17 protein-coding genes, 2 tRNA genes and 1 pseudogene are annotated in these 16,447 nt (G+C 51.4%); 11 read left to right on the forward strand and 9 right to left on the reverse strand.

The window, feature by feature from the left end:
- Positions 1-58: 58 nt before the first annotated feature.
- Genes OGV80_RS10765 through fecE form a run of 4 tightly spaced genes read left to right on the forward strand, consistent with a single transcriptional unit; the run spans position 59 to position 3,674 of the window.
- Positions 59-958: a Fe(3+) dicitrate ABC transporter substrate-binding protein FecB gene (locus tag OGV80_RS10765; protein ID WP_286514861.1), complete on the forward strand. Its 900-nt coding sequence runs from the start codon at positions 59-61 to the stop codon at positions 956-958.
- The gene (fecC, locus tag OGV80_RS10770; protein ID WP_286514863.1) at positions 955-1,953 is read left to right on the forward strand and encodes an iron-dicitrate ABC transporter permease FecC; all 999 of its coding nucleotides are present in this window, start codon (positions 955-957) and stop codon (positions 1,951-1,953) included. The genes OGV80_RS10765 and fecC overlap by 4 nt, the downstream gene beginning before the upstream one ends.
- Positions 1,950-2,906, forward strand: a complete 957-nt coding sequence (gene fecD, locus OGV80_RS10775; RefSeq protein ID WP_286514864.1) for a Fe(3+) dicitrate ABC transporter permease subunit FecD — start codon at positions 1,950-1,952, stop codon at positions 2,904-2,906. The genes fecC and fecD overlap by 4 nt, the downstream gene beginning before the upstream one ends.
- Positions 2,907-3,674 (forward strand): Fe(3+) dicitrate ABC transporter ATP-binding protein FecE, encoded by a 768-nt coding sequence (fecE, locus tag OGV80_RS10780; RefSeq protein ID WP_286514865.1) that lies wholly within the window; start codon positions 2,907-2,909, stop codon positions 3,672-3,674.
- A gap of 319 nt (positions 3,675-3,993) precedes the next feature.
- Here the strand turns inward: fecE and OGV80_RS10785 are convergent, their stop codons facing one another.
- Entirely contained in the window at positions 3,994-4,740 is a 747-nt protein-coding gene (locus OGV80_RS10785) for an SDR family NAD(P)-dependent oxidoreductase (protein WP_043016469.1), read from the reverse strand.
- Positions 4,741-4,811: 71 nt separating this feature from the next.
- Complete coding sequence (locus tag OGV80_RS10790) at positions 4,812-5,501, reverse strand: helix-turn-helix transcriptional regulator (RefSeq protein WP_075146102.1); 690 nt, start codon at positions 5,499-5,501, stop codon at positions 4,812-4,814.
- A gap of 364 nt (positions 5,502-5,865) precedes the next feature.
- On the opposite strand from OGV80_RS10790, the gene OGV80_RS10795 reads away from it, so the two are divergent.
- Positions 5,866-6,345, forward strand: coding sequence for a hypothetical protein (locus tag OGV80_RS10795; RefSeq protein ID WP_087050614.1), 480 nt, complete (start codon positions 5,866-5,868; stop codon positions 6,343-6,345).
- Positions 6,346-6,881: 536 nt separating this feature from the next.
- Here OGV80_RS10795 and OGV80_RS10800 read toward each other — a convergent pair.
- The 3 genes from OGV80_RS10800 to OGV80_RS10810 are packed head-to-tail and all read right to left on the reverse strand — an operon-like array spanning position 6,882 to position 9,681.
- Positions 6,882-7,637, reverse strand: a complete 756-nt coding sequence (locus tag OGV80_RS10800) for an ABC transporter ATP-binding protein (protein ID WP_043016475.1) — start codon at positions 7,635-7,637, stop codon at positions 6,882-6,884.
- Positions 7,638-7,639: 2 nt separating this feature from the next.
- Positions 7,640-8,665 (reverse strand): FecCD family ABC transporter permease, encoded by a 1,026-nt coding sequence (locus tag OGV80_RS10805; protein WP_047411538.1) that lies wholly within the window; start codon positions 8,663-8,665, stop codon positions 7,640-7,642.
- Positions 8,665-9,681 carry an ABC transporter substrate-binding protein gene (locus OGV80_RS10810; RefSeq protein ID WP_087053218.1) on the reverse strand — a complete coding sequence of 339 codons (1,017 nt, stop codon included), beginning with the start codon at positions 9,679-9,681 and terminating at the stop codon, positions 8,665-8,667. The genes OGV80_RS10805 and OGV80_RS10810 overlap by 1 nt, the downstream gene beginning before the upstream one ends.
- Positions 9,682-9,949: 268 nt before the next feature.
- On the opposite strand from OGV80_RS10810, the gene OGV80_RS10815 reads away from it, so the two are divergent.
- From OGV80_RS10815 to OGV80_RS10840, 6 genes and pseudogenes are all read left to right on the forward strand, one after another.
- Positions 9,950-10,282, forward strand: a complete 333-nt coding sequence (locus OGV80_RS10815) for an EmrE family multidrug efflux SMR transporter (RefSeq protein ID WP_063941528.1) — start codon at positions 9,950-9,952, stop codon at positions 10,280-10,282.
- Between the two features lie 33 nt (positions 10,283-10,315).
- A pseudogene (locus tag OGV80_RS10820) lies at positions 10,316-10,574 on the forward strand (hypothetical protein).
- Positions 10,575-10,742: 168 nt separating this feature from the next.
- Positions 10,743-11,225 carry a glutathione peroxidase gene (locus OGV80_RS10825; protein ID WP_199995139.1) on the forward strand — a complete coding sequence of 161 codons (483 nt, stop codon included), beginning with the start codon at positions 10,743-10,745 and terminating at the stop codon, positions 11,223-11,225.
- A gap of 199 nt (positions 11,226-11,424) precedes the next feature.
- Positions 11,425-11,501, forward strand: a tRNA-Val gene (locus tag OGV80_RS10830).
- A 4-nt stretch (positions 11,502-11,505) separates the two neighbouring features.
- A tRNA-Val gene (locus OGV80_RS10835) sits at positions 11,506-11,582 on the forward strand.
- Between the two features lie 184 nt (positions 11,583-11,766).
- Entirely contained in the window at positions 11,767-12,489 is a 723-nt protein-coding gene (locus OGV80_RS10840; protein WP_075146098.1) for a substrate-binding domain-containing protein, read from the forward strand.
- Here OGV80_RS10840 and OGV80_RS10845 read toward each other — a convergent pair.
- The 4 genes from OGV80_RS10845 to OGV80_RS10860 all read right to left on the reverse strand — a co-directional run bounded on the left by OGV80_RS10845 (position 12,476) and on the right by OGV80_RS10860 (position 16,440).
- Complete coding sequence (locus OGV80_RS10845) at positions 12,476-13,228, reverse strand: ABC transporter ATP-binding protein (RefSeq protein WP_075146097.1); 753 nt, start codon at positions 13,226-13,228, stop codon at positions 12,476-12,478. The two genes, OGV80_RS10840 and OGV80_RS10845, sit on opposite strands and share 14 nt — an antisense overlap.
- Positions 13,225-14,229: a FecCD family ABC transporter permease gene (locus OGV80_RS10850; RefSeq protein ID WP_043016523.1), complete on the reverse strand. Its 1,005-nt coding sequence runs from the start codon at positions 14,227-14,229 to the stop codon at positions 13,225-13,227. Before OGV80_RS10850 ends, OGV80_RS10845 begins: the two co-directional genes overlap by 4 nt.
- Entirely contained in the window at positions 14,216-15,271 is a 1,056-nt protein-coding gene (locus tag OGV80_RS10855; protein WP_286514867.1) for an ABC transporter substrate-binding protein, read from the reverse strand. The genes OGV80_RS10850 and OGV80_RS10855 overlap by 14 nt, the downstream gene beginning before the upstream one ends.
- 158 nt (positions 15,272-15,429) lie before the next feature.
- The gene (locus OGV80_RS10860) at positions 15,430-16,440 is read right to left on the reverse strand and encodes an ABC transporter substrate-binding protein (RefSeq protein WP_043016525.1); all 1,011 of its coding nucleotides are present in this window, start codon (positions 16,438-16,440) and stop codon (positions 15,430-15,432) included.
- Between the last annotated feature and the right edge of the window lie 7 nt (positions 16,441-16,447).

Genomic DNA, 16,447 nt, shown 5'->3' on the forward strand with positions numbered 1-16,447 from the left:
TGAATGCTGTTTTTTACATGCCGGGTAAGCGCAGCGCCACAAGACACAGGCAACTCACATGTTCACACCATTACGCACGCTATTCGCCGCTCTGCTGCTCACCAGTCACGCCTTTGCCGCCACGATACATGACGAACATGGCACCTTTACGCTTGATAAAACGCCACAGCGGATAGTCGTGCTGGAACTGTCGTTCGCGGACGCACTGGCCGCCGTCGATGTCAGTCCGGTCGGCATTGCCGACGATAACGACGCCGCGCGCATTCTTCCAGAGGTTCGCGCCCGTCTTAACCTCTGGCAATCTGTCGGCACACGTGCACAGCCAAGTTTAGAAGCTATCAGCGTGCTGAAACCGGATCTGATCATTGCCGACAGCAGCCGCCATGCGGGTATTTACAGCGCATTACAGCAAATCGCACCGGTGCTGCTGCTTAAGTCTCGCAATGAAACCTACGCTGAAAATCTGCAGTCTGCGGCCATCATCGGTGAAGTCGTTGGTAAAAAGGCACAGATGCAGTTACGTCTGGAGCGACACAAACAACAGATGTCGGCATGGGCCAGCCAGTTGCCAAAAGGCACGCTGGTGTTGTTCGGTACCTCTCGGGAGCAGCAGTTCAACCTGCACACGCAGGAGACCTGGACCGGGAGCGTTTTGACCGCTCTGGGGCTGACGGTACCTGCGGCGATGTCGGGCGCGTCTATGCCGTCCATCGGACTGGAACAGTTGCTGGCGCTCAATCCTGCATGGCTGCTGGTCGCGCACTATCGCGAAGAAAGCATCGTTAAACGCTGGCAGCAAGACCCGCTATGGCAGATGTTAACCGCGGCGCAAAAACAGCAGACGGCATCGGTCGACAGTAACGCCTGGGCGCGAATGCGCGGCATTTTCGCGGCCGAACGCATTGCCAGCGACACGGTAAAAATCTTTCATCACCAGCCTTTATCCGATGTGAAATGACAGTTTTCAAACATCCAGCGTTGCAGTGGGGACTTCCCCTTGTCGCGCTTATCGCAATCTTCTGGCTGAGTCTGTTTTGCTACTCGGCCATTCCTGTTTCTGGCGTTGACGCCATTCGCGCCCTGCTGCCGGGTCATGTGCCGACGCTTCCACAAGCGCTGGTGCAAAACCTTCGTCTGCCGCGAAGCCTGGTCGCCATTCTGATCGGCGCAAGCCTGGCTCTCGCGGGAACGCTGCTGCAGACGCTGACGCATAATGCAATGGCCTCCCCTTCGCTACTCGGCATTAACAGCGGCGCGGCGTTGGCGATGGCACTCACCAGCGCCATCAGCCCTGTGTCCATAACGGGTTACTCCATCGCCTTTATCGCCGCCTGCGGCGGCGGCGTAAGCTGGCTGCTGGTGATGACCGCAGGCGGTGGATTCCGCCATACCCAGGACAGAAACAAACTGATCCTCGCGGGTATCGCGTTCTCGGCTTTTTGTATGGCCCTGACCCGTATCACTCTGCTGCTGACGGAAGATCACGCCTACGGCATTTTTTACTGGCTTGCGGGAGGCGTATCCCACGCACGCTGGCAGGAATTCTGGCAGCTTTTACCGGTGGTGGCGGTTGCAGTACCGGTGGTGTTGCTGATGGCTAATCAACTGAACCTGCTTAACGTCAGCGACAGCACCGCCCGCACGCTGGGGGTGAATCTGCCGAAGCTACGTTTAATCATCAACATTCTGGTGCTGCTTCTGGTCGGTACCTGCGTCAGCGTGGCTGGCCCGGTGGCATTTATCGGCCTGCTGATGCCACATCTGGCTCGCTTCTGGGTGGGATTCGACCAGCGCAAAGTCCTGCCGATGAGCATGCTTATGGGCGCCACGCTGCTGCTACTGGCCGATGTTCTGGCCCGCGCACTGGCCTTCCCTGGCGAATTACCCGCGGGAGCCGTGGTGGCTCTGATTGGTGCGCCCTGCTTTGTCTGGCTGGTCAGGAGGCGTGGATGAAAATTGCGCTAGTTATTTTCATCGCCCTCGCGCTGGCAGGATTTTCAGTGCTGTCGCTGCAAATGGGAGTGATCTCCGTTCCCTGGCGCGCCCTGCTGACCGACTGGCAGACCGGGCGCGAGTATCATTACGTGTTAACGGCGTACCGCCTGCCGCGACTGCTGCTGGCGCTGTTTGTTGGCGCAGCCCTCGCGGTTGCAGGCGTGCTGGTGCAGGGGATCGTGCGTAACCCCCTGGCATCGCCGGATATACTCGGCGTAAACCATGCCGCCAGCCTGGCCTCTGTGGGCGCACTGCTTCTCCTGCCGTCACTCCCGGTGATTGCACTACCGCCGCTGGCCTTTGCCGGTGGTATGGCGGGCCTGATCCTGTTGAAAATGCTGGCAAACTCCAGCCAACCGATAAAGCTGGCGCTCACAGGGGTCGCGCTTTCTGCCTGCTGGGCCAGCCTGACGGATTATCTGATGCTCGCGCGCCCGCAGGATGTGAACAGCGCCCTGCTCTGGCTAACCGGCAGTTTATGGGGCCGTGACTGGAGCTTTGTGAAGATTGCCCTCCCGCTGCTGATGTTGTTTCTGCCGCTGAGCCTGAGTTTTTGCCGCGATCTCGACCTCCTGGCATTGGGCGATGCGCGCGCCACCACGCTCGGTGTGTCGGTACCGCGTACCCAGTTCCGGGCTTTGCTACTGGCTGTTGCTATGACGTCAACCGGCGTGTCCGTCTGCGGCCCGATCAGCTTTATTGGGCTTGTGGTGCCGCATATGGTGCGCAGCATTACCGGCGGACGTCACCGCTGGCTGCTGCCCGTTTCGGCCCTGGCAGGTGCATTGCTGCTGGTGGTTGCCGATATGCTGGCGCGAATTATTCATCCCCCGCTGGAGCTTCCAGCTGGCGTGCTGACCGCCATTATCGGTGCGCCATGGTTTGTCTGGCTGCTTGTGAGAATGCGATAAATGACATTACGAACTGAGAATCTGACGGTCTGTTACGGTACAAATAAGGTGCTTGACGGCGTTTCACTCGTACTGCCAGCGGGGAAGATAACCGCCCTGCTCGGCCCTAACGGTTGCGGGAAATCGACGTTGTTAAACTGTTTTTCACGGCTGTTAATGCCGCAGTCCGGCAGCGTATTTTTCGGCGATCATCTCATTAACGCGTTTTCATCGCGCCAGCTCGCTCGCAGGCTGGCGTTGCTGCCACAGCACCATTTAACGCCAGAGGGGATCACCGTCCGGGAGCTGGTTTCGTACGGCCGCAACCCGTGGTTGTCACTCTGTGGGCGGCTTTCCGCTGAAGACAATACGCGGGTTAATACCGCCATGAGCCAGACCCTAATCCATCATCTTGCCGAACGACGGTTAACCGAACTTTCCGGCGGTCAGCGCCAGCGCGCCTTTCTGGCGATGGTCCTGGCCCAGAATACGCCCGTTGTACTCCTCGATGAGCCAACCACCTATCTCGATATCAATCACCAGGTAGAACTGATGCGGTTGATGGGCGAACTCCGGGCCCAAGGGAAAACGGTGGTCGCAGTGCTGCATGACCTTAATCAGGCCAGCCGGTACTGCGATCATCTGGTGGTGATGGCGAACGGACATGTTATGGCGCAAGGCACACCAGAAGAGGTGATGAACCCTGGATTGCTAAGAACCGTATTCAGCGTGGATACGGAGATACACCCCGAGCCGGCATCTGGCAGGCCGATGTGTGTTGTGAAGTAGATGACACTGACCGTAATGGTATCAGGGTCTCAACAAGAAGATGACGAAACGGGGGAATAGGTTAATTAATCGTTCAGCTTAATATTAACGGGCGTCGGTTTGCTTGATACCGACGTCAGTTGTGTGCCAGGAGCGGACGTTGCTAATGGCATGATGTATGAACCAATGGAGAACCGATCATCTATACACATATAGATCCCTAACGAAAATATTGTTTTCACTAGCCCTGTAATGGAAGCGTTAATTTTATATTCTAACGCTTCCATTGAGCCTACCACTTTGGCAAAGCAATTCTTACACTTCAAAATAATGTGCTTTTTTATTCAGCTAAATAACCGCCATCGATTGGATAAACGCCTCCGGTACAGAATGTAGAACTGTCTGACAGCAAGAACAATATGAAGTCTGCTATTTCCTGCATTTTTGCCATCCTTTTCATAGGGTGGCTATTTGCGAAACTACTTACAATATTTTCAGGGAACTCACTCATTCTTGGGGTTTGGACATAGCCCGGAGCGACTGCATTGATTCGAATGCCTTGACATGCAAACTCTAGCGCTGCGGTTTGGGTTAAACCGATTATACCATGTTTAGCCACGGTGTAAGGTGCTAATCCAGGAATGCCAACCAGACCATTTACTGCAGATAAATTAACTATAGATCCACCAAACTTCATCATCTGGGGTATTTCATATTTTAGGCAGTGAAAAACGCCGCTCAATGAGGTAGCAATAACCTTATCCCAGTTTTCAACTGTCTGCTCTGTTATATTTTTACCATGTTCACCTGTTAAGCCTGCATTATTTACAGCATAATCAAGTCTGCCGAAATGTTTGATAACCTCATCTATCATTTGCCGTACTTGTTCGGGCTGTGACACATCACATCCGATCCCCATGGCTTGTTGTCCCTGTGAAGATAATTGTTCCGCTTTTTGTTTAGCCTGTTCTGACGAGCGGGATACAATAACAACTTTTGCACCATGCTTATGTAATTGCTCTGCGACGGCCTCACCTATACCTGTAGTGCTTCCTGTTATAACGGCAATTTTATTCTGGAAATTCATAACCACCCCCTATGAAGTAGAATTGAGTCTTTCATCTGGGATAGTATACAAACCATCTGTGACAGTTTTTGTCAGTACTCTTTCCCCTCGCAGATCCCTTCTTTTATTCTCCATTTTTTCAATAAAATTGTCCTGCTTTCACTATAGTTGGAGTCAAGTTGCACAATATCTTCAATTTTGTCAGTTCTAAAATGACGAAAATCATTTCTCATCTCGCACCATGCAACCAAAAGCCAGCACGACTCCATGTATACCAATCCGATGGGCCATATGACTCGTGAAGTGTAAGAATCTTTTTTATCACAATAATTTATTTTGATTTTCTTTCTTTTTTTTATAGCATTGCGAATGTCTTCAAAAAAAATCTCATTGTTTTCTGAAGGACCGATCAGATAGGATTGACTCTCAATAAGATTTTTCAATTCACTGGGAATGACGGCGTGTATTTTCGCAAGCGCATTCTTTGCGGTAATTTTGAAATTATAATCTGTATTGTGCGATACCCAATTTAACCCAAGTGTAATAGCATTAATTTCTTCATGAGAAAGATTTAAGGGGGGCAAATGAAAGTCAGATTTAACAATATAACCAATTCCAGCACCACCTTCAATGCATACTCCTTGATGCTGCAGCGTTTTTATATCTCTGTAAAGGGAGCGTACACTTATTCCCAATCTTTCTGAGAGGGTGGATGCTGTGATCGGATATCTTTGTGCCCTTAATATTTGTAGTAATTCGAGAAGTCTTTCTGTTCTAGTCATGTTGAAAAATCCATTTTGAGGCGATTTTAAAGCATCTGTTAGATAAACATATTAGTACAAAGCAAGTGTACATGGCTAAGTTGAACTGCTACCGATGATTAATACAGCGCTATGTTCGTAATGCGTACATAAGCGGTGATCATGAGTGTAAACATCCGCTTTTCGCTAACCGCGGACCTTCAGCTCAGTCAGCGATGTCCACTGTGTGCCAGAAGCGGACTTTTTGGTAGTTGTCAGCAGGAAGGTATTTCAGCAGAATAAGACTATCTTTAAACATGACCGTTTATATGCAACCATAAACTATTGAATCTAGCTCCGGCAGGGGTTACTGACTCACAGAATAATGGATGCACGAGGTCGAGTTATGCGTACTCACCAACTGAAAAAGTCCCGTAAACTGTATCGCAGCGTCAACACGACGACGCGGCACCATTCTAATAATCCAGGTGCTGAGTATCGCTGGGGACGCAATCGTAAAAAAGTTGGAGATGAGCTACTGGCAAAGCACGAGACAATGCATGGCAAACAGAAACGTGGTCGAGACTACACACCATTGTTTTATTTTTTGATCAAACAGATTGGCAAACCGTGGGATGAAATATTCAGCGAAGTATGTGGACGTCTTGATACCACCGAGCCGGTATTCTGGTTGGTCGCGCTACATGAGCATCAGCGAAGGGATTTAGTCTGCATTGGTGAAAGCAGTTTTTACCCAGGTCTATTTGTTGATGAGAACGGAATTCTGCAACAGGTAAATCCTTCAATCACGAGAGATGACGTTAAGGTGACATGTCGTTGCTGCACACACACTTATATTGGTGAACCTGTACCCTGGATAGATTGAGTGACAAAACTGTCTATCTTACCGCGGGTGCAGTCGTCATCAGCCATGATAGCGATTGCTCTCCCCCGCTCTTAATTCACAGCAGTCGCTCTTAAAGGTTTTCCATATAATAAAACGCTTTCATTAACTCATCTTCTGTAAGTGGCGATACCAGACTCGCCCCTGTATCTTTCTCAACCTTCATCAATAGCTCGCTTCGGGTTATGCCCAATCTATTCGCAACATGGTTAGCGCAACTCCGTGCGTGTGACGCTCTATGCGTAAGAAGGCCTTCTGCGGCTAGAACTTTTCTTCTTGATGACGAATGTGACATTGATTCCTCCTTTAGCCTCAATTACTCTCCATATAAGCATTATTCGATAAGAAAAATAACGATGTTTCTCGCTAGCTTCAACCGGGAAACACCGTAAGCACAATTTCGTAAACGGCAATAGCTGAAGTTGGTAATAGCGTCCGCTCTTCGCTCAAAACTGACATTCCAGTGATTTAATCCAGCGGACGCTGAATATTGATAATGGTTTCTGCGTAGGCCTATTTCAGGCGTACTGGATATTCATCATTCCCCGTTCAGTTCGACAGATGGTCGCATCGACCTGCCAAGTAGACTGAATCAGTTCCGGGGTAAGTACAGCAGCAGGCTCACCGGACGCCACAACCTGACCTTCACGCAGCACGACCAGGTGCTGACAATATTTTGCAGCCAGATTCAGATCGTGTAATGCCATAATCACGGTAATCGGCAGCGCGGAAATAAGGCGCATCAGCTCCAGCTGGAACTGGATATCCAGATGATTAATTGGTTCGTCCAGTAATAGAATATCCGGTTGCTGGGTGAGCGCACGGGCTATCTGACAGCGCTGACGCTCGCCGCCAGACAGACGCTGCCAGGTTCTCTGGGTCAGAGCATCAAGCCTCATCATCGAAAGCGCCTGTTGTACAGCATCTTCATCAGCTTGCCGCCATGGCGTGAATGCATTACGGTGCGGCGTGCGGCCGAGGCGAACAATATCAATAACACTTAGCTCCGCTTCCGCCTCCGCATGCTGTGGAACAAAAGCAAGCGTGCGGGAAAGCTGGCGCTGGCTCAAGTTACTTGTCAGCTTGCCGCCAATTTTCACCCCCTCACACGCGCAGGGCTGAACGCCAGCGATCGCGCGAATCAGCGTGGATTTACCAGAGCCGTTAGGACCAAGTAGCCCCACCGTTTGCGAACGGTGCGCAACAAAACTGATATCAGATAACACCCGACGAGCCTGGAGCGTCACACTTAGCTTATCAACCACGATATGCATAATTATTTATCCCGGTTGCGGTACAGAATCATGGCAAAAACAGGAGCGCCCACAAGCGCCGTTACTACGCCAATCGGCAAAACCTGATGACTAATAAGGGTGCGTGAGATCAGGTCTGCAAGAATCATAAAATGGCATCCGGCAAGAAAAGCAACAGGGATAGTGAGCAAATGACGATGCCCGGCGATCATGCGGGTTATATGTGGGATAACCAGCCCAACAAAGCCTACAGCACCGATGGCGCTGACGATTACCGCCGTAATCAACGCGGTAGTCAGCAGTAAAATAACGCGTACCTGAAGCACTCGCGTTCCAAGCGTCGAGGAGACTTCTATACCAAAGTTAAAGGTGTCCAGCGAGCGGCTATAGCAAACCACGATAAGCAACCCGATGATGACGACAGCGAAGCACAGCAGCGCATCAGCCCAGCGTACGCCACTCAGGCTACCCAGCAGCCAGAACATAACGCCGCGCGACTGTTCAGCATTGGCCGCCGTACTGACAATGTACGATGTTAACGCGTTAAACAACTGCGTACCGGCGATACCCGCCAGAATGATGCGTGCAGAGTTCACGCGCATACCACCCGATAACAATATGATCAGCATAAAAGCGGTACAGGCTCCGATAAACGCCCCGACACCCGTCGTGATGGAGCCGCTGCCAATACCGAGCAACATCACGCTGACGGCGCCGGTTGAGGCACCAGCAGAGATCCCCAGCAAATAAGGATCGGCAAGCGCGTTACGCAACAATGATTGCAGAACCAGCCCGCATAACGCCAGCCCTCCACCGCAGCTGGCCGCCATCAGCGCACGACTCATCCGGTACTGCCAGACAATCCCTGCTTCTACGGCGGGTAAATCAAAGTGCGTTAGCCCCAGACCATTGGTTATTGCGCGAAAGGCAGTCGCGAAACTTACCGGTATATCGCCGGTTGCCGCAGCAAGGATCATCATGACCGGCAGACTTAGTATCCCGCAGGAAATTATCAGGCTGATTTGCCAGTAAAAAACAGATTTGCTCATCATCTGGAGGGAGCGAAAGCGTTCATCTGCTGGCTAATCAGTTCTACTGCTTCTACGTTACGCAAGGATGGATTGAGCGACATGGCAGGAACCACCACGATATGCCCTTGTTTGACCGCAGGCATTTCACGCGTGACGGGATCGGTTTCCAGGAACCGTTTTTTAGTCTCTACGTCATCGGCGGGATAAAGCCGTCTTTCCATACTCGCAATAACAATAATATCAGGCTGAGACTTAACGATATGCTCCCAGGTCACCGCAGGCCACTCCTCATCAGAATCGATGATATTGTTCAGACCAAGTGTTTTATTAATCCAGCCTGGCGCGCCTTTACTGCCTGCTATCCATGGATCGCCTTTCAGACGGGGACTTGAAAACCAGTAAACCACTTTAAGCGGCGCTTGCGGTTGCATGTGGATTTGCTGCTGCGCGGCGACAATTCGCTCAGACAGCTTTTGCTTCAGAGCTTCACCACGTGCTGGCACATCAAAAACGCGCGCCAGCGCCGAGATTTCATCAAGAATGATATCGATTGAGTAAGGTTTTGATCGTGCGCCATCGCCGTTGGAGGTCGCTGTGACAGTTTTTGCAGTACAGTCGGCTGGAGAGATCCAGGTCCTGATCCCCAATTGTTCAAATTGTTGACGCGTAGCAACCTCTCCCTGCGGGCCAACGTGCCAATTGTACTGAGCAAGAACCAGCTCAGGACGCTGGGCCGCTACGGCTTCGAATCCAGGCGCATTCTCAGCAAGTCGCTTTAACCCCGCACCTTGCTTTTTCAAATCATCGGGTAATGCACCAAACCAAACAGCAGTGCCTACAATTTTATCTTTCAGTTCCAGCGCCAGCATGAGTTCCGTTTCATGTTGACCAATTGTCACCACACGTGAAGGTGCATGGTTAAAGGTTTCTGTAACGCCGCAGTTTTCGATTGTCAGTGGATAGTTGCCGGCAGTTGCGCCAGTCAGGGGAAGCAACAGCAGTACAGGCATCAACAGGGGGAAAGTGAGTTTCATAATTCCATATTCAAGTTATGTTATAACATAACAATATACGTATTCTAAAATTCGCTGTCAACGCATAGTCCGCCTCCTGCATATACAGGATCTCAGAAAACGCGTACACGTCCGCTTCTTGCTGATAGCACACCTCACGGCGCTTCAGACGATCCGTTACGTGCCACGAAGATGACATTTTTTAAACTAAAGTAGTTAGCGTTGCGTTCAAACGCATCTCACCCTATGTGATACGATAATTGTTTTAGATTTTACATGGGATCAGATTTTGAATTCATACATTTTCCTTGCCGGGGCCATCGTAGCGGAAGTCATAGGAACAACCCTGATGAAGTTCTCTGACGGATTTACACGCTTATGGCCATCTGTAGCAACTATTGTGTGCTACTGCACAGCCTTTTATCTTCTCTCCCAGACCCTGTCGACCATTCCAACGGGTATTGCGTACGCAATTTGGTCAGGTGCTGGAATCGTATTAATCAGCCTTTTAGGCTGGTTGGTAAGTGGGCAAAAGCTAGATTTTCCGGCGATCGCAGGCATGCTTCTTATTTGTGCTGGGGTTCTGGTTATTAATATTTTTTCAAAATCCTCCCCACATTGATTCTTTTCTCTTGCTTGAGCAGGAAAAGTGAGTATGAAAATACCAAAACTCCATACGAAACGTTTGCTGTTAAAACCATTAGAAGCCGAAGATGCCTCGCAGATTCAGGTGCTTTATCCACGCTGGGAGATAGTTCGCTATATAGTATCCTCATATCCGTTCCAGACGTATTTCAGACAGTAGCGGCATGCGGCTTATCAGGACAGAAAAGAAAGAGTATGTCAGCGGTTTGCTGGATTCTGAACTCTGGGAAATCACGCGCGACGAATGGAACGCTCGTCAGCCTGGTTAATATAAATTATGGAATGTCCATAACTGAACCGCAGAGAATTTCTATTTTTGCCCTGCACCAATGGCAAGTTTATTAATCCTGCAGTTGCGATCATAATAAATAGATACGCAGCGAAGCCTGTCACTCGCGGGCAACATGAGTAATGCTATCTTATTTGAGGAATCCGGTATGACCCCCTTTCATCAACTGACTGCCACCAGTTTGCATGGCCAGCCCATCTCTATGGCCGACTACGCTGGCAAACTGGTTCTGGTGGTTAATACCGCCAGCCATTGTGGTTTCACGCCACAATATACAGGCCTTGAAGCGCTCTACAAGAAGTACGCCGCGCAGGGTCTGGTAGTGCTTGGTTTTCCCTGCAACCAGTTCGGTAATCAGGAGCCCGGTGGAGCAGACGAAATCGCGCAAACCTGTCACATCAACTACGGTGTGAGCTTCCCGATGTTTGAGAAAGTGGAAGTCAACGGTGCCGCTACACACCCGGTGTTTCGTTACCTGAAAGACGAATTACCCGGCGTGCTGGGTGGGCGGATCAAGTGGAATTTTACTAAGTTCCTGATCGGGCGTGACGGCAAGCCGCTCAAGCGTTTTGCCCCCTTCACTACCCCAGAAAAAATAGAAGCCACGATCCTTACAGCGCTTAAAGTCTGAGCGCCCCTGTAATGCAAACCGCCCCTGGTATGCTCCAGTTCGCTGTCTGAATAAAAAACACGCTGCAAAATCAACAAAATATAATCAACTTGCTTAATTACTCTGCAATCGCGTGAGATCAGGAAGAAAAATGCTATTTCCCTCTTGCCTCATTCGGTCTGTGCCGCTAATATTCGTCCCCGTTGTCACCTACAACGTTGCGTTCATAGCTCAGTTGGTTAGAGCACCACCTTGACATGGTGGGGGTCGTTGGTTCGAGTCCAATTGAACGCACCATCTTGCGTCCGTAGCTCAGTTGGTTAGAGCACCACCTTGACATGGTGGGGGTCGGTGGTTCGAGTCCACTCGGACGCACCAAATCATCTCTTTGATTTGGTGCTATTTCCCTTCAAAACTCTCTTTTTATCTCTGGTTTGTATCCTTCAGTTTTATCATTTTCCATGATGATTCAATAGCACTGCGCTAAATCATTCTAAGTTCCATGATCAACGCGTATCATTCATCTTCTTCGCATAATGTCTTTCGCCAGAGAACGGATACCATGCCCTCTTCCATCCTCCTGTTCGCCGCAGGCAGTTTACGCCCGGCATTTACTCCACTGATAAGCCAGTTCACACACCAGAGCGGAATAGACGTTAAGGTTGAATATGGTCCGGCCGGTTTATTGCGCGAGCGGATTGAAGCAGGTGAACCCTGTGCGCTCTTTGCCTCGGCCAATCGGGAGCATCCGCAACGTCTGCTGGCTCAGAAGAAAGCGGTTTTCACGCAGACCTTTAGCTGGAATCAACTGAGTCTGGTCAGCAATCGAACCGGCGCCTGGCTGGATTTGCTGCGCGACCCAACGCTGCGACCAGGTACATCAACGCCCGGCTGTGACCCTTCCGGAGACTATACCTGGGCATTTTTCGACAACATGGATGTACTGGAGCCGGGACTCGGGCAACAGCTTCGAACGCGCGCCATCCCGCTGGTTGGTGGTCGTGATACGGTAAAAATCCCGCAAGGAGAAATAGCAAGCGCCTGGATCCTGCGCCAGGGGCTGGCCGATCTGTTTATCGGTTACGCGCATTACGCACACACGCTGCGCGCGCTGCCCGACGTACATTACGTGGCTATCCCTGATGAGCACAATATTCACTGCGAATACCAACTGGCGGTGCTTGATGCGTCCAAAGAAGTGATGGCGCTGGTTGAATTCATACTTTCCCGCGACGGGCAGGCGTTTCTTACCGCCGCAGGATTCTTACCGCTTAACGACGAATAGAAAACAACGGCGCGATAAACGGCGTGTGGTGGTTCTCCACGCTAAGTTTTCGCAGTGGTAAGCCATAGGCCAGGAACAAATTTTCTTCCGTCACAATGCTGTCCGTAGGTCCTGCCCGCCATTTGCCTTCGGGGAGCAGCAGCAAAGTATGGGTGGCTATCTGTAACGCATGCAGCGGATCGTGGGTTGAAAAGAGAATGCTGCATCCCTGATGATGGGCCAGATCGCTGATGAGTTGAAGCACCACCTGCTGATTAGCAAGATCCAGCGCGGAACATGGTTCATCAAGCAAAAGCGTCTGACACTCAGTCACCAGTGCCCGGGCTATCATCACCAGTTGTTGTTGCCCGCCGGAAAGTGAGCTAAACGAGCTGGAAGCAAGCTGCGCAATATTTAACTGCTCCAGCGCCTGCGTTGCTCTTTGTTGATCCTGCTGGCTCGGTTGCGCAAAAAGCTTCACGTGCTGTGCTCGCCCCATCAACACCACATCACTCACCGTATAAGGAAACGGCAGATGGCTATGCTGTGCCACAATCCCTATCCCACCGTTATTTTCAATACTGCCTCCCAAAGCAGGCAGCGTGCCGGTTAGCGTATCGAGCAGCGTACTTTTACCCAGACCGTTACGTCCCAGCACAGCCCAGATCTCGCCTTTTTGGCAGCAGAACGTAAGCGGGTCAAATAGCGGCGCGCGATACCCATAAGTCAGCTGATTTACACGCAGTGCGGCAGGTTTCATGATTTCTCCCGACGGCTGGAGCGGATGAGTAAAAAAGCAAACAGCGGCGCGCCGAATAATGCGGTGATAATCCCCAACGGTATCTCCGCATGCATCAGGGTGCGTGCAATATCATCCACTACAATCATAAAACCGCCCCCCAGCCAGAAGGCGCACGGCAGTAGACGACGGTGATCAACGCCCACCAGCAAACGCGCCAGATGAGGAATAACCAACCCAACCCAGGCAATACTGCCGCTAACCGCCACCTGAGCGGCGACTAAAAATGCGCAGCACACCAAAACGCTGCGTCGCAAAGGAACAACCGCGACGCCCAGCGCTCTGGCATCTTTGTCATTAAGCGATAACAGGTTTATCCGCCAGCGTAGCTGGTACAAAACCGTCGCGGCAATACCGACCGGAATCGCCAGCAGCAGTACTTTATGCCAGTTGGCCGTCGCAAAGCTGCCAAGCAGCCAGAACACGATATTGGGTAACGTCTCTTCAGTATCAGCCTGATACTGAATCAAGCTCACCAGCGCGGCAAAAAAGCCGCTCAAAATGATACCCGACAGGATCAGCACCAGCGTATTTTCCAGCCCCTGCAGCGCAGCAATGGCATATACAAGGATCAACGCCGTCAGGCCGAAGAAAAACGTTGAACCCATCATCAACCACGGCGACAGACCGAGCAAAATAGCCAGCGTGCCGCCAAAGGCGGCCCCGGACGTCACGCCGATTATATGCGGGTCGACCAGCGGATTATGAAATACTCCTTGCAGCGTCGCGCCGCATAAACCCAGCGCGCCACCCGCCAGCAGCGCCATCAGAATACGCGGTAGCCTGACCGTCCAGATGACCTGACCGGCAATCCCTTCGGCATCGCTAAAGTGCGTCAGGTGATAAAATACCTCGCGCAACGAAAGCGGATACTGCCCGAGGCACAGCGAACTGACGCCCAGCAACAGGACCGCCGCGATCAAAATCGGCTGCTGGGGTAAAAAGCGGTTACTTAGCTGCATCAGACTGCCAGTTCACGCGATAAAAACGCTGATAATAGTCTTGCGCCTGCGCATCAACATCCACGTCTTTATAAGCATCCGGATACAGTTTCTTGGCCATCCATAGCTCACCGATCGCCAACGCTTCCGGCATCGGATAGCCCCAGGCTTTAGCGTATTCAGGCATCAGCCAGACGCGATGATTTTTCACCGCATCAATCCCCTGCCAGTTAGGATCATTTTGGATCTCAGTCACCACCTGCGGATAGCGATCCTGCACAAAAATCACCTGCGGATTCCACGCCAGTACCTGCTCCAGCGCAACCTGACGGGCACCTTTCACACTGGCAGCCGCCACGTTTAATCCCCCCGCGTGCTGCATCATCAGTCCTGTGTACTTCCCGGAGCCGTAAGTCATCAGGTCGGGGTTAGCCATATAAATACGGACTTTTTGCGCATCCGGGATTTTTGCAACCGGCGCATTAAATTTTGCCCGTGCCGCAAAAACGTAGTCGATTAATGTCTCGGCCTGCGGTTTACGCCCAACCACGTCCGCAATCAGGCGAATCCCTTGCTTTAACCCTTCGTTGTAAACCTGCTCTTCATCGGCCATGGTCGGGTTCATTTTATTCTGTTGCCCTGCGGCGTCCCTACGTAACGAGATAGCCACGACCGGAATACCGGCGTTTTGAATCTGCTGGATCATCTCCGCAGGCGCATAGTTAGCGACAAACACCACCTGTGGATGAATCGCCAGCAGGCTTTCGATATTCACGCTGGTGAGGTCGCCCGGTGTCGGCAATGTGGAAATTGTCGGCATAAAGCGTTCAAACTCAGGCCCGAGCTGTTTTTTCCAGCTCGACATCACGCCAACAATGTCCTGCTGCGCATCGAGCTGAACCAGAATATTTAAGGTCTGGTGTTGCAGCACGACCACTTTGTCGATGTGGTCCGCTATCGTGACCTGACGACCAAGCTGATCGGTGATCGTACGGTCGGCCAGGGCAGAAAATGCAAACAACATGCTGGCGCATACCAGCACAAAAGAACGGAAAGTAAACATGGGATACCATCTGGATAGAGGAGTAAAATCGATATGCATTAAATTATATAACGTGATAGCTGGCAACCCATTATCATCATGCGTCGCATCAAATCCCACATTTAAAAGGGGTAAATATGGCGTGCAATCCCTAGCGCGCCAGTCTTTACACGTGGACGCTACTCCTGTGGAGGTAACGCATTTAAAATTCGCATCGCCTGCTCCTGAGTAAGCGAATAATCGAAGAACTGGCGATAAAAATCTCGCGTCACGCTGACCATATCCAAACCGCTAAACAGCGCAGGATGCAGTTTTGATGCAGCCCACTGCAGCTGCAGCGCACTTTCAGTACCGTAACGATCCCAAGGGAACACGCCCGCCGGATTACGCCAAACGTTACCCTGCTTAACCGCGTCAAGTTCTTTGAACAATGCCGCGTAGGGTGAATTGCCGATATCACCGCAACCCGCCCCGAGAATAATGACCTGCGGTTGCCAGTAAAGCACCCGCTCAGGCGATACCTCTTTCATATTGCCGTTCACTTCTCCTGCTGCGTTCAATCCGCCCGCAAGCGTAATCCAGGTATCGATCAACGTGTGCCTGCCGTCGACTTTAAGCGGATTCAGCGATTGAATATGGAGTACCCGTGGGCGATGGTTTGCCGTTAATCCCGCCGTTTTAGCCTGCACGTCAGCGAGTACACGGTTTAGATACTGATTGTAAGCCGTCGCCCGGGCGCGCGCTTGCCCGGTACCCAGCACTTCTGCGGTTGTAGTGACCGATTTTTCCATCGAAGCATAGTCAGTAAATGCCATTTCAAGAGTCGGGATGCCCGCCTGGCTGTAACTTTGAGCATCCCCTTTTCCTTTTGCCACAAACAGCACATCGACGTGCCGGGCCAGCAAATCCTCACTATTGAATGATGTTCCCCGTATCTGTAAGGCTTGTCTCAGGGAAGGATTGATTTTGAACATCCAGGGCTGGTTCTCCTCATGGTTCACCGTCGCAACAATGTTACGGCCAGCACCCAGCGTCATCAGTACCGAATGATGAGCAAACCAGCCATCAGCAATACGCTCAACTTGCATGGGAACGGTAACCGTGTGACCAGCATCATCCACAACCTGGCGTGTTGCCAGGGCAGGAAACGCCAGCCACACACAAAGCAGCCATGTGTGGCACGTTTTCATGAGTAAC

The sequence above is a fragment of the Citrobacter sp. Ce119 genome (assembly GCF_030334525.1).
In the GTDB taxonomy this organism is placed as follows: domain Bacteria; phylum Pseudomonadota; class Gammaproteobacteria; order Enterobacterales; family Enterobacteriaceae; genus Citrobacter; species Citrobacter europaeus.